18 protein-coding genes and 1 tRNA gene are annotated in these 21,328 nt (G+C 69.0%); 4 read left to right on the forward strand and 15 right to left on the reverse strand.

Annotated features, from left to right (window positions below; translation table 11 throughout):
• Positions 1 to 277 precede the first annotated feature (277 nt).
• Genes thrB through argS form a run of 5 tightly spaced genes read right to left on the reverse strand, consistent with a single transcriptional unit; the run spans position 278 to position 6,726 of the window.
• Positions 278 to 1,222, reverse strand: coding sequence for a homoserine kinase (gene thrB / locus G9373_RS33475; protein ID WP_039952663.1), 945 nt, complete (start codon positions 1,220 to 1,222; stop codon positions 278 to 280).
• A gap of 44 nt (positions 1,223 to 1,266) precedes the next feature.
• Positions 1,267 to 2,349: a threonine synthase gene (gene thrC, locus G9373_RS33480; protein ID WP_054248124.1), complete on the reverse strand. Its 1,083-nt coding sequence runs from the start codon at positions 2,347 to 2,349 to the stop codon at positions 1,267 to 1,269.
• The gene (locus G9373_RS33485; protein WP_005252944.1) at positions 2,346 to 3,659 is read right to left on the reverse strand and encodes a homoserine dehydrogenase; all 1,314 of its coding nucleotides are present in this window, start codon (positions 3,657 to 3,659) and stop codon (positions 2,346 to 2,348) included. The genes thrC and G9373_RS33485 overlap by 4 nt, the downstream gene beginning before the upstream one ends.
• Entirely contained in the window at positions 3,656 to 5,077 is a 1,422-nt protein-coding gene (gene lysA, locus G9373_RS33490; protein WP_167119079.1) for a diaminopimelate decarboxylase, read from the reverse strand. The genes G9373_RS33485 and lysA overlap by 4 nt, the downstream gene beginning before the upstream one ends.
• The gene (argS, locus tag G9373_RS33495) at positions 5,074 to 6,726 is read right to left on the reverse strand and encodes an arginine--tRNA ligase (protein WP_167119082.1); all 1,653 of its coding nucleotides are present in this window, start codon (positions 6,724 to 6,726) and stop codon (positions 5,074 to 5,076) included. Before argS ends, lysA begins: the two co-directional genes overlap by 4 nt.
• A 218-nt stretch (positions 6,727 to 6,944) precedes the next feature.
• Here argS and G9373_RS33500 point away from each other — a divergent pair, with 218 nt between their 5' ends.
• Entirely contained in the window at positions 6,945 to 7,865 is a 921-nt protein-coding gene (locus tag G9373_RS33500) for a DUF3105 domain-containing protein (protein WP_133984664.1), read from the forward strand.
• Positions 7,858 to 8,568, forward strand: a complete 711-nt coding sequence (locus tag G9373_RS33505; RefSeq protein WP_054248128.1) for a DUF305 domain-containing protein — start codon at positions 7,858 to 7,860, stop codon at positions 8,566 to 8,568. Before G9373_RS33500 ends, G9373_RS33505 begins: the two co-directional genes overlap by 8 nt.
• 9 nt (positions 8,569 to 8,577) lie before the next feature.
• Here the strand turns inward: G9373_RS33505 and G9373_RS33510 are convergent, their stop codons facing one another.
• Entirely contained in the window at positions 8,578 to 10,980 is a 2,403-nt protein-coding gene (locus tag G9373_RS33510) for a phosphoketolase family protein (protein WP_167119085.1), read from the reverse strand.
• Between the two features lie 166 nt (positions 10,981 to 11,146).
• On the opposite strand from G9373_RS33510, the gene G9373_RS33515 reads away from it, so the two are divergent.
• Positions 11,147 to 11,222, forward strand: a tRNA-Arg gene (locus G9373_RS33515).
• Positions 11,223 to 11,432: 210 nt separating this feature from the next.
• Positions 11,433 to 12,593 carry a N(5)-(carboxyethyl)ornithine synthase gene (locus G9373_RS33520; RefSeq protein WP_005252938.1) on the forward strand — a complete coding sequence of 387 codons (1,161 nt, stop codon included), beginning with the start codon at positions 11,433 to 11,435 and terminating at the stop codon, positions 12,591 to 12,593.
• Between the two features lie 29 nt (positions 12,594 to 12,622).
• Here G9373_RS33520 and G9373_RS33525 read toward each other — a convergent pair whose 3' ends face one another.
• The 9 genes from G9373_RS33525 to G9373_RS33565 all read right to left on the reverse strand — a co-directional run.
• Positions 12,623 to 14,281 carry an AMP-binding protein gene (locus G9373_RS33525; protein ID WP_167119088.1) on the reverse strand — a complete coding sequence of 553 codons (1,659 nt, stop codon included), beginning with the start codon at positions 14,279 to 14,281 and terminating at the stop codon, positions 12,623 to 12,625.
• Between the two features lie 53 nt (positions 14,282 to 14,334).
• Positions 14,335 to 15,123 carry a RhlG family 3-oxoacyl-ACP reductase gene (locus G9373_RS33530; protein WP_005264460.1) on the reverse strand — a complete coding sequence of 263 codons (789 nt, stop codon included), beginning with the start codon at positions 15,121 to 15,123 and terminating at the stop codon, positions 14,335 to 14,337.
• Positions 15,124 to 15,134: 11 nt separating this feature from the next.
• Positions 15,135 to 16,118, reverse strand: a complete 984-nt coding sequence (locus G9373_RS33535) for an NADPH:quinone oxidoreductase family protein (protein WP_054248130.1) — start codon at positions 16,116 to 16,118, stop codon at positions 15,135 to 15,137.
• Positions 16,119 to 16,153: 35 nt separating this feature from the next.
• The gene (locus G9373_RS33540) at positions 16,154 to 17,254 is read right to left on the reverse strand and encodes an acyl-CoA dehydrogenase family protein (protein WP_005562319.1); all 1,101 of its coding nucleotides are present in this window, start codon (positions 17,252 to 17,254) and stop codon (positions 16,154 to 16,156) included.
• Positions 17,251 to 18,441 (reverse strand): acyl-CoA dehydrogenase family protein, encoded by a 1,191-nt coding sequence (locus G9373_RS33545; RefSeq protein WP_167119091.1) that lies wholly within the window; start codon positions 18,439 to 18,441, stop codon positions 17,251 to 17,253. Before G9373_RS33545 ends, G9373_RS33540 begins: the two co-directional genes overlap by 4 nt.
• A gap of 5 nt (positions 18,442 to 18,446) precedes the next feature.
• Positions 18,447 to 19,208 (reverse strand): 3-oxoacyl-ACP reductase FabG, encoded by a 762-nt coding sequence (fabG, locus tag G9373_RS33550; RefSeq protein ID WP_167119094.1) that lies wholly within the window; start codon positions 19,206 to 19,208, stop codon positions 18,447 to 18,449.
• A gap of 10 nt (positions 19,209 to 19,218) precedes the next feature.
• On the reverse strand, positions 19,219 to 20,253 hold the full coding sequence (locus tag G9373_RS33555; protein ID WP_043787660.1) for a phosphotransferase family protein: 1,035 nt from the start codon (positions 20,251 to 20,253) through the stop codon (positions 19,219 to 19,221).
• Positions 20,246 to 21,028 (reverse strand): SDR family oxidoreductase, encoded by a 783-nt coding sequence (locus G9373_RS33560; protein ID WP_064080748.1) that lies wholly within the window; start codon positions 21,026 to 21,028, stop codon positions 20,246 to 20,248. Before G9373_RS33560 ends, G9373_RS33555 begins: the two co-directional genes overlap by 8 nt.
• Before the next feature lies 1 nt (position 21,029).
• Positions 21,030 to 21,328, reverse strand: a 299-nt coding sequence (locus tag G9373_RS33565) for an acyl-CoA dehydrogenase family protein (RefSeq protein ID WP_277346674.1), incomplete at its 5' end; no start/stop codon positions are given.

Consider the following 21,328-nt stretch of genomic DNA (forward strand, 5'->3'; position numbering starts at 1 on the left):
CGTAATTCGGTTTCGAATACCGAATTCGGATGTGCCGTACGTAGTTGCATGTGAAGAACTGCCGGCTTGCCCGCCATCACATCACCTTTGAAACAGGCGCGTACTCGCAATCCCTACACGACAGATAGTGCGGAGGATCGTGCCAGGAGCCGTCAACCCCGATTGACCTGGAGTAATTGCCCTGGTGAAGCACCGGCGTCTGATGCGCACGATGTACGGACATTGCCCAGGATAGCTGTGAACGACCGTAGGGGCAAGGAGACGCCCCTACGGCGTGTCAGCTGGTCCGGACGCCGTCCGCCACGTCCAGTTCGAGAACCTGCAACCCCTCGGCCTCGGCCTGCGCTCGAAGATCCACGGGGAAAGGCTCCGTGGTCAATGCGAGGACGGTCGGTCCGGCTCCCGAGACGGTGGCGGCGATACCCGCCTTGCGGAGGACGGCGATCCATCGCGTCGTGAGCGGGAGAGCCGGAGCGCGCTGCGTCTGATGCAGTCGGTCCTCGGTGGCCGCCATCAGGAGGTCGGGACGCTCTGTGAGCGCCACCACAGCGAGGGCCCCGCGGCTGACGTTGAACGCCGCGTCCCGGTGGGGAACCGTCTCGGGCAACAGACCCCGCGTGTGGGCGGTCGACGAGCGCTCCCCCGGCACGAGAGCGACGACGCGGATCGCGGGATGGACCTTCAGCGCGACCGCCGAGTAGATGTCGGTGGCCGCGGGCGCTCCGTCGGTCTGCTCGCCCGCGCAACTCCACGACACCACGGCACCGCCGAGCACGCTCGCCGACGCGTTGTCGGGGTGCCCTTCGAATTCGGACGACAGCTGGACGAGCTGATCGAGCGACAGTCCGAGTTCGGGGTCGAGCTTGATCGCCAGGCCGTTGGCGGCCGCCAGCCCCCCGACGACGGCGGAGGCCGACGAACCCAGGCCCCGAGAATGGGGTATCGCGTTGCGGCACACCACATCCAGGCCTTCAGCCCACACACCCGCCGATTCCAGGCCACGTTCGATGGCCCGGACCACGAGATGGGACGGACCCCACGGCACGTCGTCGGCACCCTCGCCTTCGACCCGGATCTTCAGCCCCGAACCCGTGGTGGTCACGGTGATCTCGTCGTACAGTCCGAGCGCGATGCCCAGCGTGTCGAAGCCCGGGCCGAGGTTGGCGCTCGACGCAGGCACGCGGGCGGTCACGGTGAGGCCCGTGGGGAGGGTCTGTGTCATGGCAGCGGTGTGGTCCTGCGGCGTGGTGGGCGTGGGCGCCACCACTACGCCAGCTCGAGGGCCGACGCGACCGCGACAGGATCGACCGGGATCGGTTGAACCTCAGGCATACCCGCCAACGCCGTGTCGGGGTCCTTGAGGCCGTTACCGGTGACCGTGCAGACGACGGTCAGCCCCGAGTCCAGCCAGCCCTCCTTGCGGGCGGCGAGCAGACCTGCGACGCTCGCGGCCGAGGCGGGCTCGACGAACACCCCTTCGGTCCTGGCGATCAGCCGGTACGCCTCGAGGATCTCGTCGTCGGTCGCGGCCCGGAAGGCGCCGTGCGACTCTTCCTTGGCGGTGACCGCGCCGTTCCAGGACGCGGGCGAGCCGATGCGGATCGCGGTCGCGATCGTCTCCGGGTCCTTCACCGGTGCGCCGTGGACGAGCGGGGCGGCGCCGGCGGCCTGGACGCCGAGCATGCGCGGCTTCACGCTGGTGAGCCCGTCCGCGTAGTACTCGGAGTACCCGCGCCAGTACGCGGTGATGTTGCCCGCGTTGCCGACCGGGAGCACGTGCACGTCGGGGGCCTTGCCCAGTGCGTCGCAGATCTCGAAGGCCGCGGTCTTCTGGCCCTCGATGCGGACCGGGTTGACCGAGTTCACGAGCCCGATCGTGGGGAACTCCGCGGTGGTCTTGCGGGCCAGTTCGAGACAGTCGTCGAAGTTACCCTGCACCTGGATGATCCGCGCGCCGTGCATGACGGCCTGCGCGAGCTTGCCCATCGCAATCTTGCCCTGGGGCACCAGCACGGCGCAGGTCATCTTCGCCTTCGCGGCGTACGCGGCGGCGGAAGCGGACGTGTTACCCGTGGACGCGCACAGAACAGCCTGCTGGCCGCGGGCGAGCGCGTCGGTGACGGCCATCGTCATGCCGCGGTCCTTGAACGAACCGGTCGGGTTGAGCCCCTCGACCTTCAGGTAGACGTCGCAACCGGTGAGTTCCGAGAGGTGCCCGGCGGGCAGCAGCGGGGTACCGCCCTCGCGCAGGGTGACCGTCTTCCAGTTCGGTCCGATGGCGAGGCGGTCGCGGTAAGCCTCGATCAGCCCCGGCCAGGGGATGTGAACGGGGTTACGGGTGCCGGTCATTGTTCGGTGCCTTCCAGTCGCAGCACGCTGGTCACAGCGGTGACGAATTCGAGTTTGCTCAGTGCCTCAACGGTTTCCGACAGAGCAGAATCCGTCGCGACGTGGGTCACGACGACGAGGCGGGCACCGTCGCCGGCGCCTTCCTGCCGCACGGTGGAGATGCTGACGCCGTGCTGCGAGAATTCGGCAGCCACCGCCGACAGGACCCCGGCCTTGTCCGTCACCTGCATGTTGACGTAGTAGCGCGTGGGGATGTCGCCGATCGGCGCGATCTTCAGCTTGGCGTACTTGGACTCGCGGGGTCCGCGGCCACCGTTCACCTTGTTGCGCGCGGCCATCACCAGGTCGCCCATCACGGCCGACGCGGTGGGGGCGCCGCCTGCGCCCTGCCCGTAGAACATCAGGCGTCCGGCGTTCTCCGCCTCGACGACGACAGCGTTGAACGCACCGTTGACCGAGGCCAGCGGATGTTCCAGCGGCACGAGCGCCGGGTAGACCCGCGCGGAGATCCGCTCCTTGCCCTCGGGGGTGGTGATCCGCTCGCAGATGGACAGCAGCTTGATCGTGCAGTCGAGTGCACGAGCCGACGTCAGGTCGGCCGCGGTGATCTTGGAGATCCCCTCGCGGTACACGTCGGCGGCCGTGACCCGGGTGTGGAATGCGATCGACGCGAGGATCGCCGCCTTGGCGGCGGCGTCGTAGCCCTCCACGTCGGCGGTCGGATCGGCCTCGGCGTATCCCAGGCGTCCGGCCTCGGCGAGGGTCGCGGCGTAGTCCGCGCCGGTCTCGTCCATCGCCGACAGGATGAAGTTGGTGGTTCCGTTCACGATTCCGGCGACCTTGTTCACCCGGTCACCGGCGAGGGACTGGATGAGCGGGCGGATCACGGGGATCGCGCCGGCCACGGCGGCCTCGAAGTAGAGGTCGACGTTGTGCAGTTCCGCGGCCTCGGCCAGTTCACCCGTGTGATCGGCGAGCAGCGCCTTGTTGGCGGTGACGACGGACTTGCCGGAGTTGAGCGCCGAGAGGATCAGCTTGCGGGGCAGGTCCATGCCGCCGATCACCTCGACGACGAGGTCGACGTCGTCGCGGGCCACGAGTGACTCCGCGTCGGTGGTCTGCAACTCCTCGGGAATTCCGCGGTCCTTGCCGGGGCGGCGCACGGCCACTCCGCGCAGTTCCAGCGGGGCACCGACGCGAGCCTCGAGGTCTTCGCTGTGCTCCCGCAGGATGCGCACGACCTCGCTCCCGACGTTGCCGAGGCCGAGGACGGCCACACCGATAGCGCGATGCGCCGATTCGCTCGTCACTCCTGTACCTCCAAGCTCAGCAGGTCTTCCACGGTTTCCCTCCGGAGGATCACGCGCGACTGTCCGTCGCGCACCGCCACCACGGCAGGGCGGGCGAGCAGGTTGTACCTGCTCGACATCGAATAGCAGTATGCACCGGTGGCCGCGACGGCGAGCAAATCGCCGGCGTCGATGTCCTCGGGCATCCAGGTGTCGCGGATCACGACGTCGCCGGACTCGCAGTGCTTACCGACGACGCGGGACACCACCGGTGCCGCGTCGCTGACCCGCGAGACCAGTTTGGCCTCGTACTCCGCCTGGTACAGCGCGGTACGGATGTTGTCGCTCATTCCGCCGTCGACGCTGATGTACCGGCGGGTGAGGTTGGCGCCGACGGTGACGTCCTTGATGGTGCCGACCTCGTACAGCGTCACCGTGCCGGGTCCGGCGATCGCGCGTCCGGGTTCGACGGCCAGCGTCGGCTCCGGCAGACCGGCGAGCGCCGACTCGTTGCGCACGATGTCGCCGAGTTTGGCGGCGAGCTGGTCGACCGGCGGCGGGTCGTCGGTGGGGACGTAGGAGATTCCCATGCCGCCGCCGAGGTCGATGATCGAGATCTGGGCGGTCTTGTCCACGCCGAACTCCGCGACGACGTCCCGCAGCAGCCCGATCACGCGGTGTGCGGCCAACTCGAAGCCGTCGACGTCGAAGATCTGCGAGCCGATGTGGCTGTGGAGTCCGACCAGCCGCAGATTGTCGGCGGCGAAGACCCGGCGGACCGCGTCGATCGCCTTTCCGCCCGCGAGCGAGAACCCGAACTTCTGGTCCTCGTGGGCCGTGGAGATGAATTCGTGGGTGTGTGCCTCGACTCCGACCGTCACGCGGATCAGAACGTCCTGCAGCACACCGGCTTCGGCGGCCACCTTGTCGAGGCGGTCGATCTCCGTGGCGGAGTCGAGCACGATGTGCCCGACCCGGGCCGACACGGCGGCGTTCAGCTCGGCGACCGATTTGTTGTTGCCGTGCATGGCAATTCGCTCCGCCGGGAATCCGGCGTGCAGGGCGACCGCCAGTTCACCGCCCGACGCGACGTCCAGGGACAGGCCCTCGTCGGCGACCCAGCGGGCGATCTCGCCGCACAGGAACGCCTTGGACGCGTAGTGCACCTTGGCGGTGGGCCCGAACGCACGGGCCATGTCGCGGCAGCGGGACCGGAAGTCGTCCTCGTCGACCACGAACAATGGGGTGCCGTACTTCTCGGCCAGTTCGGTGACCGGGATGCCCGCCAGGCTGACGACTCCGTCCGCGGCGCGGTGCGCGTTGCGGGGCCACACCTCGGGAGAGAGTGCGGCGAATGCGGCCGCGTCGGCGGGACGTTCGGGCAGACCGGGTGCGTGCAGCTGTTCGGCGTGCTTGGGACCTGCGGGGTGCGCGTTCACATCTGCTCCGGTGCGCTGACGCCGAGCAGGGCCAGCCCGTTGGACAGGACCTGACGGGATGCGCCGCACAACGCCAGTCGCGCGATGTGCAGCGGGCCGATTTCCTCGTCGCCCTGGGGCAGGATCCGGCAGGCGCCGTAGAACCGGTGATAGGCACCGGCCAGCTCCTCGAGATACCGCGCAATGCGGTGCGGCTCACGCAGATTCGCGGCACTGGTGACGACGCGCGGGTACTCGCCGAGGGTGCGGATCAGATCGCCCTCCTGCTCCGAGACGAGCAGTGAGAAGTCGGGATCCGTGACCGCGACACCGAGGTCGGCGGCGTTGCGGGCGATGGCCGACAGGCGGGCGTGCGCGTATTGCACGTAGTACACCGGGTTCTCGTTGCCGGTGCTCGTCCACAGTTCGAGGTCGATGTCGATGCTCGAATCCACCGACGACCGGATCATCGCGTACCGCGACGCGTCGACGCCGATCGCCTCGACGAGGTCGTCGAGGGTGATGACCGTCCCGGCGCGCTTGCTCATCTTCACGGCCACACCGTCGCGGACGAGGTTCACCATCTGGCCGATCAGCACCTCGACGGTGTCGGGGTCGTCGCCGAACGCGGCCGCAGCCGCCTTGAGCCGGCCGATGTACCCGTGGTGGTCGGCACCGAGCATGTAGATGCACAGGTCGAAGCCGCGGGAGCGCTTGTCCTGGAAGTAGGCGATGTCACCGGCGATGTACGCCGCGTTGCCGTCGCTCTTGATGACGACGCGGTCCTTGTCGTCGCCGAAGTCGGTGCTCTTGAGCCACCAGGCGCCGTCCTCCTGGAACAGGTTGCCGGAGTCCTTGAGCGTCTCGACGGCCTTCTCCACCGCACCGGACTCGAACAGCGAGTTCTCGTGGAAGTAGACGTCGAAGTCGACGCCGAACTCGTGCAGGGTGCGCTTGATGTGGGCGAACATCAGGTCGACGCCGATGGCGCGGAAGACTTCCTGCTGCTCGCCCGCGGGCAGTTCCAGCACGTCGGGGCGCTGCTGCTGCACCTGGGTGGCGATGTCGGCGATGTACGCGCCCGCGTAGCCGTCCTCGGGGGCGGGTTCGCCCTTGGCGGCCGCGATCAGCGAGCGGGAGAACCGGTCGATCTGGGCGCCGTGGTCGTTGAAGTAGTACTCGCGGGTGACTGCCGCGCCCTGGGTGGACAGGATCCGGCCCAGCGCGTCGCCCACGGCCGCCCAGCGCGTTCCACCGAGGTGGATGGGGCCGGTGGGGTTGGCCGAGACGAACTCGAGGTTGATCTTCTTGCCGTCGAGCGTGTGTCCGGACCCGAACGCGGCACCCTCCTCGAGGATCTTCGCGACGATCGCGCCCTGCGCGTCGGCGGCCAGGCGGATGTTGAGGAATCCCGGGCCCGCGATGTCGGCGCTGTCGATGCCCGCGGCCGCGGTCAGCGCCTCGGCGAGCCAGCCGGCCAGCTCACGCGGGTTGGTACCGACCTTCTTGGCCACCTGCATCGCGACGTTGGTGGCGTAATCGCCGTGCTCGGGATTGCGCGGACGCTCGACCGTGAGAGTTTCGGGAAGCACGGACACGTCGAGTCCGCGTTCGGCGAGCACTTTCGCGGCGGTTCCGCGGAGCAGTTCGGCAAGGTCAGCTGGAGTCACAGGTATCTATCCTATGGCCAACGCGTCCCGGGCGGTGATCCGCCTTCCCGCGAGTCCCGCCGCGGGCCCGGCGACCGCCGGCGAGCGTGGCCGCGGCCACTCTCCCAGGTTGCGCTCAGGGTGGGAAAGTACAGTGGTGTCGCCCTGAGTCCCGGCCCTCAGCTTCCGGTTACCGGGGGTCGAGCGCCCGTAACCCACACACCGAAAGATCACAATCGATGCCAAGCGGTTCGGAAAGTCGCGGTCCCGATAAGAACTCGGGCGCGAAGTCGGCGAAGGCCATCAAGGCCGCCAAGAAGAGGAGCGGCGGCGCGAAAGTCAAGGGTGGCGCGTCCGCTCCGCGGACCATCCCCTGGCTGACGATCGGCGCCGGAGCTGCCGTTCTCGCACTCGTGGCGATCCTCGCGATCAACCTGGTCCCCAAGTACCAGGCCAAGGAAGAAGCCGCGAAGTACGCACCGAGCGCCGAGAATCCCGACCCGTCGGTCAACATCGACGGCGTCGTCAAGGTCGACTACCCGGCCGGCATCCACATCCAGCCGACGCAGCGCGTCGCGTACGACCAGTCGCCCCCGTTCGGTGGCCCGCACGACGCCATCTGGGCGACGTGCACCGGCACGGTCTACCCGAACGCGATCCGCACCGAGAACGCCGTGCACTCGCTCGAGCACGGCGCCGTGTGGATCGCCTACAACCCGGACGAGCTGTCCGCCGACCAGGTCGAGACGCTGAAGGACAAGGTGGACGGCGAGACGTACACGCTGATGTCGCCGTTCCCGGGCCTCGACAGCCCGGTCTCGCTGCAGTCGTGGGGGCACCAGCTGAAGCTGGACAGCGTCGACGACGAGCGCATCGACCAGTTCATCACCGCGCTGCGGATCAACAAGAACACCTACCCGGAGGTCGGCGCGAGCTGCTCGTCCATCCCGGGCTCCGGTTTCGACCCCGACAACCCGCCGCCGTTCGACCCGAGCGCACCCGGCGCGGACGCGGTGCCGATGGACGGTGGCGGTATCAGCCCCGACCAGTCCGAGTCCGGTGGCGCGGGGGCGCAGCTGCCCAGCGGCATGCAGCTCCCGAGCGACCTGCAGCTGCCGTCCGATCTGCAGCAGGCGCCGGCTGAGGGCGGCAATGGCTAGTTCAGCCGAACCCGCAGCCAATCCAGCCCCGTCCCGGCCCAGTCAGCGCACAGCGCTGCTGGTCATCGGGCTGATCGGCGCCATCGCCCTCGGATTCGCGCTCGGGTTCCTCGCCCGGCTTCCGCTCGAGGACTCCGGCGCCCCGGTTCCCGAGGCCGGTTCCGTCGACGTCGGATTCGCGCAGGACATGAGCGTGCATCACAGCCAGGCGGTGGAGATGTCGGCGATCGCGCTGGCGGGCGCCACCGACCCGGCGGTGCGCGGCCTCGCGTACGACATCCTCACCACGCAGCAGAATCAGCTCGGGCAGATGCAGGGCTGGCTCGCGCTGTGGGATCAGCCGGCGCTGCCGTCCGGCGGCTACATGGGCTGGATGGAATCCGAGCACTCGGACGGTCACGACCACGGATCCGCCGACAGCGGGCACATGGGATCGATGTCGAAGATGCCGGGCATGGCGTCCTCGGAGGACATGGCCGCGTTGCGTCAGGCCACCGGTCCGGCCGTCGACGTCCTGTACCTCCAGCTGATGCTGCGTCACCACCAGGGCGGACTTCCGATGATGGAGTACGCGGCCCAGCACGCGTCGGAGGACGCGGTGCGCTCTCTCGCGCAGACGATGGTGGACACCCAGCAGAGCGAGTCGACGGTGATGACGAACATGCTCACCGCGAAGGGCGCTGCTCCCCTCCCGATGAACTGACTTCCGGCTTCACGACCACGTCCAGTCGCGCACCTCGGGCATGTCCTCGAGGTGCGCGACGACGTATTCGCCGTGCCGTTCGAGTTGCCGGAGGCAGAAATCGGCCAGTTCGCCGGCACCGGCCGGCTCTCTCCGCGTGCGTCGCAGCGCCTCGAGGACCAGGTGATAGCGGCTCATCCGGTTGAGCACGACCATGTCGAACGGTGTCGTCGTGGTGCCCTGTTCGCTGAAGCCGCGAACGTGGAACCGGTCCGGGGCGGGACGCCCGTGGATCAGCTCGTGGACGGCGCGCGAGTACCCGTGGAACGCGAACACCACGTCCGTGTCCGCGGTGAACAGGTCGAGGAACATGCGTGCGTCGAATCCGTGCGGGTGTTCGGTGGGGGTGAGCAACCCCATCAGGTCGACGACGTTGACCACCCGGGTGACCAGGTCCGGCGTGCGTTCGCGCAGCAACTGCGCCGCGGCGAGGATCTCCTGGGTCGGGACGTCCCCGGCGGCGGCGAGCACGACGTCCGGGTCGGCGCCCACCGCGCCTTCCGTCCCCGCCCACTCCCACACCGACGCCCCGGCCGCGCAGTGCGCATGCGCCTCCGCGAGGGTCAGGTACTGCAGGTGCGGCTGCTTGTCGACCACGATGAGATTGACGTGGTCGGTGCTGCGGAGGCAGTGGTCGGCGATGGAGAGCAGAGTGTTCGAGTCGGGTGGCAGCCAGATCCGGACGACATCCGGTGCGAGCGGGATGACGGCGTCGATCATGCCCGGGCCCTGATGACTGAACCCGTTGTGGTCGTTGCGCCAGCACGTGCTGGTCAGCAGGACGTTCAGCGACGCCACCGGTGCCCGCCACGGCAGATCCACCGCGTGCTGCAGCCACTTCGTGTGCTGGACGAGCATCGACACGCTCACCATCGCGAACGCCTCGTAGCTGGCGAACAGCCCGTGCCGCCCCGACAGCAGATATCCCTCCAGCCATCCCTCGCAGAGGTGCTCGCTGAGCACTTCCATCACCCGGCCGCGGGCCGACAGTCCGTCGTCGTAGTCGGTGACCGGCAGCTGCCAACAGCGGTCGGTCACCTCGAACACGGCGCCCAACCGGTTGCTGGCCGTTTCGTCCGGGCAGAACAGCCGGAAGTATCCACCGCCGTCGGGCGTGGTGGTGGCGGCGTACAGGTCGCGGAGCAGTTCCCCGAGCACCCGGGTGGTCTCGTGGAGGGTGGTGCCGGGCTTCTCGATCGCGAGCGCGTACTTCTCCAGCGGCGGCACGGGAAGATCGGCACGCAGGCGGCCGCCGTTCGCGTACGGCGACGAACCCATCCGCTTGTCGCCCTGCGGCGCGAGCCGCTCGAGGTCCGGAACGAGTGCGCCGGAGGAGTCGAACAGTTCACCGGGGCCGTAGGACCGCATCCACTCCTCGAGCTGACGCAGATGCGCCTCGTCGGTCCGCACCCCCGACAGCGGAACTTGATGCGCCCGGTGCGTGCCCTCGACGAGCACGCCGTCGACGGTGCGCGGACCGGTCCAGCCCTTCGGGGTCCGCAGCACGATTGCCGGCCACTTGGCTGCGCTGCGCCGGCCGGCCCGCGCCTCCCGCTGCAGGTCGGAGATCGCTGCGTGCGCGTCGGTGAGGGCGCGATGCAGCGCCGGGAAGACCTGCCTCGGGTCGTCGCCGGAGACGACGGTCGGCGCCCAACCCTGACCGCCGAGGAACGCCTCGATGTCCGCGTCGCTGTTGCGACCGTAGACGGTGGGCCCGGCGATCTTCGCTCCGTTGACGTGCAGGATCGGCAACACCGCTCCGTCACGTTCCGGATTGAGGAATGCGGGGAGTTTCCACGAACCGGACAGTGGTCCGGTCTCGGCCTCGCCGTCTCCGATCACGCACGCCACCAATAGGTTCGGGTGATCGAATGCCGCACCGGCGGCATGCGCGAGAGCGTAGCCGAGCTCGCCGCCCTCGTGGATGCTGCCCGGCGTCTGCACACTGACGTGACTCGGGATGCCACCCGGCGTCGAGAACTGCCGGCAGAGACGGTGGATACCGGCGGCATCGCGGGACACGCCCGGGTACACCTCCGAGTACGTCCCCTCCAGGTACGTGGCGGCGACGAGCGCAGGGCCACCGTGTCCGGGACCCGTCACGTAGAGACAGTCGGTGTCGGTCCGGCGGATGAGACGGTTCAGCAGGGCGTAGATCATCGACAGACCCGGGCTCGTCCCCCAGTGCCCGAGGAGCCGGGGTTTGATGTGTTCGGGGCGCAGCGGCGCACGCAGAAGCGCGTTGTCCTGCAGGTAGATCTGCGCGACCGTCAGATAGTTGGCCGCTGCCCACCACCGCAGGTCCAGATCGAGGTCGGAATCGGAATAGTGCCCGTCGGAGTCCTGCGACCCGACCTGCCGTCCATCGGTCATTCTCGACCCCTCCCCGAGAGTTCGCGAGCGTCCACGTCCTCCCGACACTAGGCGTGTTCGGGCCGCTACCGGGGCGAGTCCGCGAAGTAGGGGGACCGATTTGGTCGATCCCACTACCCATGCGCTACGATTGGCCAGCCCAATCGGCACACCGGATTTCCGGTGCGCCCCCGTAGCTCAGGGGATAGAGCGTTCGCCTCCGGAGCGAAAGGTCGCAGGTTCGAATCCTGCCGGGGGCACCACGAGGAATTGCGTCGCCTGTCGCGGCGCAGCCTTTCTCTCTGGTGCTACCAGTCTTCCCCGAGTGATCTCCTCGGGCTTTGTCGAGAGCTGCAGCCGCGCCGGCAGATGCCGCGCACATCGATCGAACGCTGGCCTCCTCCATTGCGGGTTCCGCGGCAACAACTCTCTGCCGAAGACTCTCTCCGGCAGTGTCGACCAAGGGACACCCTGTGCAGCAACACCGCTCTCATCCACTCACCCTCGGCGTCGTCGCGCGTTCGAGCAAAACCGACGAACGCCGGCTCCCGATCCACCCGCTCCACTTCGACCGGATCGACCCCGACCTCCGTGGCCGCATCCATCTCGAGTACGGCTACGGAGAGCCCTTCGGCGTGTCCGACGAGCAGCTGGCCCTGTCGGTGGGCGGTCTGCGCACCCGGGAGCAGCTGATCGAGCACAACGACGTCCTCCTGCTGCCCAAACCTCTCGCGAAGGATCTGGCGGACCTGCGTGACGGCCAGATCCTGTGGGGGTGGCCGCACTGCGTCCAGGACACGGAGCTCACCCAGGTGGCCGTCGATCGCCACCTCACGTTGATCGCGTTCGAGGCCATGAACCACTGGAGCGTCGAGGGGTCGTTCCAGCTCCATGTCTTCCACAAGAACAACGAGCTCGCCGGATACAGCTCGGTGCTGCACGCCCTGTCGATCGCGGGTTCGACCGGCGACTACGGCCGCCGTCTCCGCGCCGTGGTCCTCGGCTTCGGTGCCACCGCCCGCGGCGCCGTCACCGCGCTGAACGCCCTGGGCATCCACGACGTCCACGTCGTCACCCAGCGCGGGGTCACCGCCGTGAGCTCGCCGATCCACTCCGCGGAGATCGTGCAGTTCGATCACGACGACGCCGATCCGCGCCGCAGCCACGTCACCACGGACGAGGGCCGGATGCCGCTCGCCGGATTCCTCGCCCGGCACGACATCATCGTCAACTGCGTCCTGCAGGACACGGAGTCGCCGCTGACGTTCCTGATCGACTCGGACGTCGAGACCCTCCTGCCCGGCAGCCTCGTCGTCGACGTGTCCTGCGACGAGGGAATGGGCTTCAGCTGGGCCCGGCCCACGTCGTTCGCCGATCCGACGTTCATGATCGGTGAGAACGTCCGCTACTACGCGGTCGATCACAGCCCGTCCTACCTGTGGAATTCGGCGACGTGGGAGATCAGCGAGGCCCTGCTCCCGCACCTGGGGACGGTCCTCGACGGACCCGCCGCCTGGGACCGCAGCGACACGATCCGGCGGGCCGTCGAGATCCGCGACGGGGTCGTGCAGAACCCCCGGATCCTGTCGTTCCAGCACCGCGCGGCGGACTACCCGCACCCCGTTCTCGCCTGATCGTCGGAACGAACGGGACGGCGGCGGGCTCAGGCCGGGGTGCTGCGGCGCATTTCGCGTCGGAGGATCTTCCCACTGGCCGTCTTGGGCAGTTCGTCGACGATCTCGACGCGCCTCGGGGCCTTGTAGCTCGCCAGCCGCTCCCGGCAGTACTCGACGAGGTCGTCCGTCTCGACCGTCTGCCCGGGGCGGAGGCTGACGAACGCGGCGACGGTCTCGCCGCGGTAGCTGTCCGGCTCGCCGACGACGGCGGCCTCCCGGACTGCCGGGTGCCGGTACAGGACGTCCTCGACCTCGCGCGGCCAGACCTTGAACCCGGACGCGTTGATCATGTCCTTCTTGCGATCGACGACGTACACCCAGCCCTGGGCGTCCATGAAGCCCACATCGCCGGTGAGCAACCGGCCGCCGGGCAGCGACTGCGCCGTGGCGTCCGGTTCGTTCCAGTACGCGGGCACGACCATCGGCCCGTCGACGGCGATCTCCCCGACTTCGAGCGGGTCGAGGTCGTGCCCGTCCTCCCCGACGATCCGGATCACGGCGGACGGAAGGGGCAGGCCGATCGCCAGCGTGCCCGACGACGGATCGACCGGCGCCTCCAGGTTCGGCGGGACGACGACGCACGGTGCGCTGGTCTCGGTGAGCCCGTAGCCGTTGCGGATGTACTTCCCGGTCAGCTCCCGGAACCGTTCGACGATGGCAGGGGGTAGCGGGGCGCCACCGGACATCACGGCCTCCAATGAAGCGAAGCGCTCACCGGAGAAGTCGGGGTGGGCCATCAGCGCCATGTAGGCGGTGGACGGGCCGACCATGAACACCGGCCGCTCCCGCTCGAGGGCGTCGAGGACGACCCCTGCGTCGAACCGGTACGCGAGGATCAGCGGCGACGCCAGGTCGATCGCGGTGAGCAACTGGCACACCATGCCCGTGATGTGGAACAGCGGTGCGAGCGCGAAGATCGGCGAACCGGCGGGCTTGCTCTCGTACAGGCGCAGGATCGAACTGTTGACGGTGAGATTCCGGTGGGTGTTGGTCGCTCCCTTGGGGACTCCACTCGTTCCGGACGTGTAGGACACGAGCGCGACGTCGTCCGGGACCAGACCGGGATCCGGCACGCCGGCCCCCGCGCGCGCCCGGGCCACCTCGAGCAGGTCCGGCACGCCCTCGGCGCGCACCCGGGTCACGCCCCCGAACACCCGTGGGTCGCCGGACGTCTGGATGTCGAGTTCGCTCGCGGTCAGCGCGATCCGCACCCCCGCGGCGGATGCCCGCTCCGCCACCCGATCGGCCCACGCGTTCTCGCTGCACACGATCGCGGTGACTCCGGCGTCGGTGAGGATGTGAGAAAGCTCGTCCCGGTACATCGGGTTCAGCGGGACGACGACACCGCCCGCCTTCCACGTGCCGAGCAACGCCAGCACGAACTGCGGGACGTTCTGCAGGTAGATCGCGAGCCGGTCGCCCTTCCCGAATCCGTTCTCGGTGAGGTAGGCGGCCACACCGTCGCTGAGTTCGTCGACCTCGCGGTAGTCGAGGGTGCCCCCGAGGTACCGGATGGCCGACCCGTCCGGGGCGGATTCGACCGCGGCCGAGAACATGTCGAGCGCTGTCCGGGCGGGGATCTCCCCCACGGAACGCGTGTTCTCGTCGTACCGATCCATCCAGGGCCTGTCGTCGTACCAGCTCATCGCGGCCGTACCGCCTCTCGCTCGTTCCGTGTTCCGACTGTCTGACGTGCTGTTCAGCGTGTTCCCGACAACCCGCCGTCGACGGGGACGACGGTGCCGGTGAGGTAGGCCCCGGCACGCGAGGAGAGGAAGATCGCGGTGCCCGCGACGTCTTCCGGAGTGCCGACCCGGCCGAGCGGGACCGATCCCTCGACCGCCTCCTTCCGCTCCGGATCGTCCAGGACGAAGGCCATCATCTTGCTCGGAAACGGTCCGGGGGCAATGGCATTGACGGTGATCCGCTCGGCGGCCAGTGTCGCTGCGAGCTTGCGGGTCAGCATGTGGACCGCGGCCTTGCTCGCCCCGTACGAGAAGTTCTCGCTACCCGACACCACGAGTCCGTCGATCGATCCGATGTTGATCACCCGGGCGGGGTCACCGTCCGTCGCCGCGGCCCGCAGACTCGGCAGCAACGCCTGGGTGAGCATGAACACGCCCTTGACGTTGATGTCGAAGATCTTGTCGAAACCGGCGGCCGGGAAATCGTCGACCGGCGCACCCCACGTCGCTCCGGCGTTGTTCACCAGGACGTCCAGCCGGGGCGACACCTCGGCGACCCGCGCGACGAGGCCCTCGATCCCCTCCTCGGTGGACAGGTCGGCGGGGTGTGCGTGACACGTCCCCGGCCCGGCGGCGGACAGTTCGGCCGCGGCCTTCTCGCACGCCTCGGCCTTGCGGGCGGAGATGATCACGGTAGCCCCGGCCAGGACGAATCCTTGCGCGATCATCCGGCCGATACCCCGCGAACCTCCGGTGACCACCACGGTCTTGCCTGCGACGTCGAACAGCGAACCGATGTCCATGTGCGTTCCCTTCAGGGTTGGAAGACGAGGCGGCCGACGGTGCTGCCGTCACCGAGCCGGCCGATGCCGTCGGCGACGTCCGCGAGCGAGAGCCGCTCGCTGATGAGCGGCGTGATCGCACCGGAGTCGGCGAGACGGGTCAGTTCCTCGTGGCAGTCGGCGATCGCCTGCTGGTTGTACTGCTTGTACAGACCCCAGTGCAGGCCGATGATCGAGTAGTTCTTGATCAGGGCGTGATTGAGGCCGGGTGTCGGGATGGTGCCGCCGGCGAAACCGATGATCAGGATCCGGCCTTCGAACGCGATGCACTTGGTGGACTTCGCGTAGGCGTCGCCGCCGACCGGGTCGTAGACGACGTCCGCGCCGCGTCCGCCGGTGAATTCCTTGACCAGCGGAACGAAATCGTCGGTGTGCCGGTCGATCACCAGATCCGCCCCCAGCCGGCGGCAGTACTCGACCTTGTCGGAGCCTCCGACGACGCCGATCACCTTCGCTCCGGCAGCCTTGCCCAATTGCACTGCGGCGCTGCCCACTCCGCCCGCGGCGGCATGGACGAGCAGCGTCTCCCCCGGCTTCAGCTGGGTGCGCCGGTGCAGGGCGAACCAGCTCGTCTGGTAGCCGATGCTCAACGCCGACGCCTCGGCGTCGTCGAGCGCGGACGGGGCGGCGAACGTGTTGGCCTCGTCCATCACGGCCATCTGGGCGAATCCGCCGCCGGGCAGGTTGGGGTTGCCGATCACCCGGTCGCCGACGGCGAAGCGGGTCACGCCGTCACCGACCTCCAGCACGTCACCGCACAGCTCGACTCCGGGTGTGAACGGCAGCGGCGGCTTGATCTGGTATTCGCCGCGGCACAGCAGCACGTCGGGGAAGTTCGCCGGTGCGGCGAGAACCTTCACCAGCACCTGGCCGGGGCCTGCCGTCGGATCCGGGACCTCCTCGAGTTGCAGCGCGGTGCGCGGCTCGCCGAGTTCGTGGACACGCCATGCCTTCATGGATTGCTTCCTGACTGTCGGTGGTGCGGCTCGGGTTACGCGGGCAGGTCGATCAGGTCGGCGAGGCGCGCGCGGTGACGGTAGGCGGTGCCGAACGCGAGCTGATCGCTCTTCGCCCTCTTCAGATACAGGTGCGCGGGGTATTCCCACGTCATGCCGATCCCGCCGTGCAGCTGGACGCACTCCTCGGCGGCGTGGACGGCGACGTCACTGCAGTACGCCTGCGCGACGGCAGCCGCGACCTCGGCGTCCGCGTCGCCCCGGGCGGCAGTGTCCGCGGCGTAGCGGGCAGCGGCGGCCGCGGAGGTGACCTCGAGCCACAGGTCGGCGAGGCGGTGCTTGATCGCCTGGAACGACCCGACGGCGCGGCCGAACTGGGTTCGCTCCTTGACGTACGCCAGGGTCGTCTCGAAGCACCACTGCGCAAGCCCGAGTTGCTCGGAGGCGAGCAGTGCGGCACCGACGACGAGGGCGTCACGGACCGCCGCCGCGGCGTTGCCGTCGTCAATGCGGGTGGATGCGGCGGCGTCGAACGAGACATCCGACAGTGGCCGGGTCATGTCGAGCGCGAGCACGGAAATGACCGAGACGCCGGCGGTGCCGGCGGGAACCGTGTGCAGTTCGAGTCCACCCGGACCCTCGACCGGCACGATCAGGATGTCGGCCTCCGAGACGCCCGCGACACTGGTAACGGTGCCGGTCAGGGCGTCGCCGTCCCGGCGCACGGTCGGGGTGAACCGGCCCGGTGCGGTCGCGAGCCCGACCGTGAGCGCACCGGTGGTCGTCCCGTCGGCGAGTGCGCCGACCGTTCGCGAGTCTCCCGCCTTCAGCAGCGCGACCGTCGCGAGTACGGCGCTGGAAAGGTACGGGACGGGCGCGACGGCACGTCCGATCTCCTCCATGACCACCGCAGCCTCGCGTGCGGTCGCGCCGGCGCCGCCCAGGTCCTCGGGGACGAGCAGGCCCGCCAGTCCGAGTTCGACGGCGAGGGATTTCCACACTCCGGAGAAGTCGGCGGGTGCCCGGTCGTACGCCCCGACCACCAGTTCCGGTGGGCAGCGGTCGGCGAGGAGGCGGCGGACGGAGTCGCGCAGGGCGTCTTCCGTGTCGGAATACAGCAGATCTGCGGTGCTCATCGGGGCAGGTCCTTCCAGGCGATGTCCTTGTCGACGCGATGCTCCGGCGGGAGGCCGAGGACGCGTTCTGCGATGACGTTGCGCAGGATCTCGGACGTGCCGCCCTCGATCGAGTTGCCTTTCGCGCGCAGGTACCGGTAGCCGGGTTCACGGCCGGTGAAGTCGACCTTGTCGGGGCGGCGCATGGTCCAGTCGTCGTACCGCAGCCCGGCCTCGCCGTGGAGTTCGATGTCGAAACCCGAAATGGTCTGCGCGAGCCGGGCGAAAGCCAGCTTCAGGCCGGATCCCTCCGGGCCGGGTTGCCCGGCCTCGAGTTGTTGCCGCAGGCGTTCCCCGGTCAGCCGGGCGACCTCCGCTTCGACCCACAGCCGCAGCAGTTCGTCGTGCATCGCCGGATCGCGGAGTTCGGGTTGCTCCCGCCAGGCCTGGGCGACCGGGCCGATCATGCCGCTCTCGCGGGCGGCCGCGGAACCACCGATCGCCACCCGCTCGTTGTTGAGGGTCGCGGTGGCCACCCGCCAGCCCTGCCCCTCGTCGCCGAGCCGATCGGTATCGGGAATGTGGACGTCGGTGAGGAACACTTCGTTGAACTCGGCCTCACCGGTGATCTGCCGCAACGGCCGGACGTCGATACCGGGATCGCTCATGTCGCACAGGAAGTACGTGAGCCCGGCGTGCTTGGGCACCGTCGGATCCGTCCGGGCCACGAGGATCGCCATCTGTGCGTTCTGCGCCCCCGACGTCCACACCTTCTGCCCGTTGACAATCCAGCCGTCACCCTCACGGACGGCTCGCGTCGCGACCGCGGCCAGGTCGGAGCCCGCCCCCGGTTCGCTGAACAACTGGCAGTAGATGTGCTCGCTGGTGAAGATCGGCCGCAGGTACTTCTGCTGTTGTTCCTCGGTGCCGAACGCGGCGATGGTCGGCGCGGCCATGCCCAATCCGATCCCGTTGCGGCCCTTGGCCGGACCGGGCGCTCCGGCGGCAGCGAGTTCGGCATCGACCTGCGCCTGGAAGCTCTGCGGCAGACCGAGCCCGCCGCGCCCCGGCGGGAAGTGGACCCACGCGAGGCCGGCGTCGAATCGGGCTCCGAGGAACCAGGTCGGATCCGACAGGTCGTTCTGTTCGACGAGGGTCGCGACGCGATCGCTGAGGTCGCGTGCGATCGCCTGTTCGTCAGTGGTCATGTTCCTCAGTCCTTCGGTCCGCCGGCGACGTAGATCACTTGTCCGGACACGAATCCGGCACCCTCACTCGCCAGGAACGACGCGGTGTTGGCGATGTCCTCGGGCTGCCCGACGCGGTTCACCGGGATCTGCGACGCCGCCGCCTTCTTGAAGTCCTCGAAGCCGACACCCACCCGCTCGGCGGTGGCGGCGGTCATCTCGGTCTCGATGAAGCCGGGCGCGATCGCGTTCGCGGTGACACCGAACTTGCCCAGTTCGATGGCGAGCGTCTTGGTGAAGCCCTGCATGCCCGCCTTGGCGGCGGAGTAGTTGACCTGCCCGCGGTTACCGAGCGCGGACGTGCTCGACAGATTCACGATGCGCCCGAACCCGGCGTCGACCATGTGCTGCTGCACGGCCCGCGACATCAGGAACGCACCGCGCAGGTGCACGTTCATGACCGCGTCCCAGTCGTCGACGGTCATCTTGAACAACAGGTTGTCGCGGGTGATTCCGGCATTGTTGATCAGGATCGTCGGGGCACCGAGTTCGGTCGCCACCCGCTCGACCGCCGCGGCGACCGACGCCTCGTCGGCGACGTTCGCGCCCACGGCCAGCGCCCGGCCGCCGGCGGACTCGATGGCGTCGACGGTTGCCGCACACGCGGACTCGTCGAGGTCGAGGACGGCGACCGCGTAGCCGTCGTCGGCCAGCCGCTTCGCGACGGCGGCACCGATGCCTCGTGCCGCGCCGGTGACGATTGCCGTTCTCTTCATGAATTTCTCCATCGTCGTTCGATCAGATTCCGGCCCGGGCGGCGATGTCGCACGCCTTGGCCACCAGGTCGTCGATGCGCTCGACGGTCGGGGTGCCCGCGGCCGCCTTGTTCTGCGGTTCGTCCCGCGCGCGGCGCATGACGCCCTCCGCGATGACCGCGACCTTCCACAGGCCGAGGACGTGCCAGAACGCGAGGGCTTGCGGGTCGCGGCCGGTCTCGTCGAGGTACACCCCGGCGATCTCCACCCGGTCCGGGAAACCGTCGAGGGTGGACGCGGGGAAGTCGCCGCCGGTCGTCTCGCCCGGCTCCGGCCAGTACGCGAGCAGGCTGCCGACGTCGGCGAGGGGGTCGCCGAGGGTGCACAACTCCCAGTCCAGGGCCGCGGTCACCTCCCCGGTCTCGTGGGAGGTGATGACGTTGCGCAGGTGGAAGTCGCCGTGCACCAGTGTCAGTTCCCGCTGCTCCGGCACCGAGGCGGCGAGCCGTCGCGTCAGGTCGTCGAGGGCGGGCAGCTCGCGGGTCTTCGACTTCTCCCACTGCCCCGACCATCGCTTGAGCTGACGCTGCGCGTACGGCTTGTGGCTGGCCAGGTCGGTCAACCCGGTCCGGTCGAGGTCCACCGCGTGGATCTTCGCGAGCGTCCGCGGCAGCGACAGACCGATCGCCCGGCGGCGTTCCTGGGTCAGGGACTCCGCGATCGACATGCGATCGACGACCTGTCCGTCGACGAACTCCATCAGCAGCAGCGGTACCTCGCTCACCTCCGGGTCGTCGGTGAGTCCGAACACCCGCGGGGTGGGCACCACGGTGTCCTCGAGGGCGGAGAGGACCCGCGCCTCGCGGGCGACGTCGTGGGCCGACGCCAGCAGGTGTCCGAGGGGTGGACGCCGGAGCACCCATCTGCCGCCCGCCCGGTCCTGGACCAGGTAGGTGAGGTTCGACTGGCCGAGTCCGATCCGGTCGAAGGTCAGCGGTCCGGCACTGTCGATGCCGAGCGTGCCGAACCAGCGGCTCACGGCCTCGGTGTCGATGCCGACGACGTCCACGCTAGACACCGAGCTGGGCCCCCTGCCGGAACGGGAGGGCGTCGCCGAGCAGTTGACCGCCGTCGATCACCATGATTTCGCCGGTGATCCAGCTCGCGGCATCGGAGACGAGGAACGCGACCGCGGACGCGATGTCCGCGGGTTCGCCGATCCGCCCCAGCGCCGTGGACGCCGACACGGCCGGCTCGTGTTCCTTCCACAGCGCCTCGGCGAGCTTGGTCCGCACCACACCGGGAGCGACGGCATTGACCCGCACCCTCGGTGAGAGTTCCAGTGCCAGTTGCTTGGTGAGATGGATCAGCGCGGCCTTGGACGCGTTGTACAGACCGATGTTCGCCTCGAAGGCCATGCCGCCGATGGAGGCGGTGTTGACCACGGCGCCGCCGTGCTCGCCCATCCACGCCTTCGTGGCGAGCCCCGTCCACAGCACCGGAGCCCACAGGTTCACGTCGAAGGTCTTGGCGAATCGCGCGTGGTCCTGGTCGATGATCGGCCCGAACGACGGGTTCGTCCCCGCATTGTTGACCAGGATGTCCAGGCTGCCGAAGCGTTCGAGGGTGACGTCGACGCAGCGCCGGGCAGCCTCTTCGTCGACGGCGTGGGCGGCGAGTCCGATCGCGGTGCCCCCGACCTCGGCCGCAGCGGCGTCGGCCGATTCCTGGGACCGTGAGGTGAGCACCACGTTGCCGCCGGCGGCCGCGATGGCCTTGGCGACGGCCAGGCCGATGCCCCGCGACGCGCCGGTGACGATCGCGGTGCGTCCGGTGAGGTCGAGTCCGGCCATGTCAGCTCACCGCAACCTTGTGTCCGTTGGTGGAGGCGCTGACGGCGGTGTCGCGGTACTGCCGGAGTTCCTGCCGCGCGATGGCGCGCTTGTGGACCTCGTCGGGACCGTCCGCCAGGCGCAGGGTTCGCAGGTGCGCCCAGGCCATGGCAAGCGGGAAGTCGTCGGTGACACCGGCCCCACCGTGCACCTGAATCGCCCGATCCACAATCTTCAACGCAATATTCGGAGCCGCCACCTTGATCGCCGCGATCTCCGTCCGCGCCTCCTTGTTCCCCACCGTATCCATCAGATACGCCG

Origin of the sequence: Rhodococcus sp. A14, assembly GCF_011603105.1 — a bacterium.
In the GTDB taxonomy this organism is placed as follows: Bacteria; Actinomycetota; Actinomycetes; order Mycobacteriales; family Mycobacteriaceae; genus Rhodococcus_F; species Rhodococcus_F opacus.

What these genes read in the sequence shown, in the direction of transcription:
- thrB (WP_039952663.1), bottom strand. Translation starts at nt 1,222, where the DNA reads ATGACACAGACCCTCCCCACGGGCCTCACCGTGACCGCCCGCGTGCCT.
- thrC (WP_054248124.1), bottom strand. Translation starts at nt 2,349, where the DNA reads ATGACCGGCACCCGTAACCCCGTTCACATCCCCTGGCCGGGGCTGATC.
- G9373_RS33500 (WP_133984664.1), top strand. Translation starts at nt 6,945, where the DNA reads ATGCCAAGCGGTTCGGAAAGTCGCGGTCCCGATAAGAACTCGGGCGCG.
- G9373_RS33505 (WP_054248128.1), top strand. Translation starts at nt 7,858, where the DNA reads ATGGCTAGTTCAGCCGAACCCGCAGCCAATCCAGCCCCGTCCCGGCCC.
- G9373_RS33510 (WP_167119085.1), bottom strand. Translation starts at nt 10,980, where the DNA reads ATGACCGATGGACGGCAGGTCGGGTCGCAGGACTCCGACGGGCACTAT.
- G9373_RS33525 (WP_167119088.1), bottom strand. Translation starts at nt 14,281, where the DNA reads ATGAGCTGGTACGACGACAGGCCCTGGATGGATCGGTACGACGAGAAC.
- G9373_RS33530 (WP_005264460.1), bottom strand. Translation starts at nt 15,123, where the DNA reads ATGGACATCGGTTCGCTGTTCGACGTCGCAGGCAAGACCGTGGTGGTC.
- G9373_RS33535 (WP_054248130.1), bottom strand. Translation starts at nt 16,118, where the DNA reads ATGAAGGCATGGCGTGTCCACGAACTCGGCGAGCCGCGCACCGCGCTG.
- G9373_RS33540 (WP_005562319.1), bottom strand. Translation starts at nt 17,254, where the DNA reads ATGAGCACCGCAGATCTGCTGTATTCCGACACGGAAGACGCCCTGCGC.
- G9373_RS33545 (WP_167119091.1), bottom strand. Translation starts at nt 18,441, where the DNA reads ATGACCACTGACGAACAGGCGATCGCACGCGACCTCAGCGATCGCGTC.
- fabG (WP_167119094.1), bottom strand. Translation starts at nt 19,208, where the DNA reads ATGGAGAAATTCATGAAGAGAACGGCAATCGTCACCGGCGCGGCACGA.
- G9373_RS33560 (WP_064080748.1), bottom strand. Translation starts at nt 21,028, where the DNA reads ATGGCCGGACTCGACCTCACCGGACGCACCGCGATCGTCACCGGCGCG.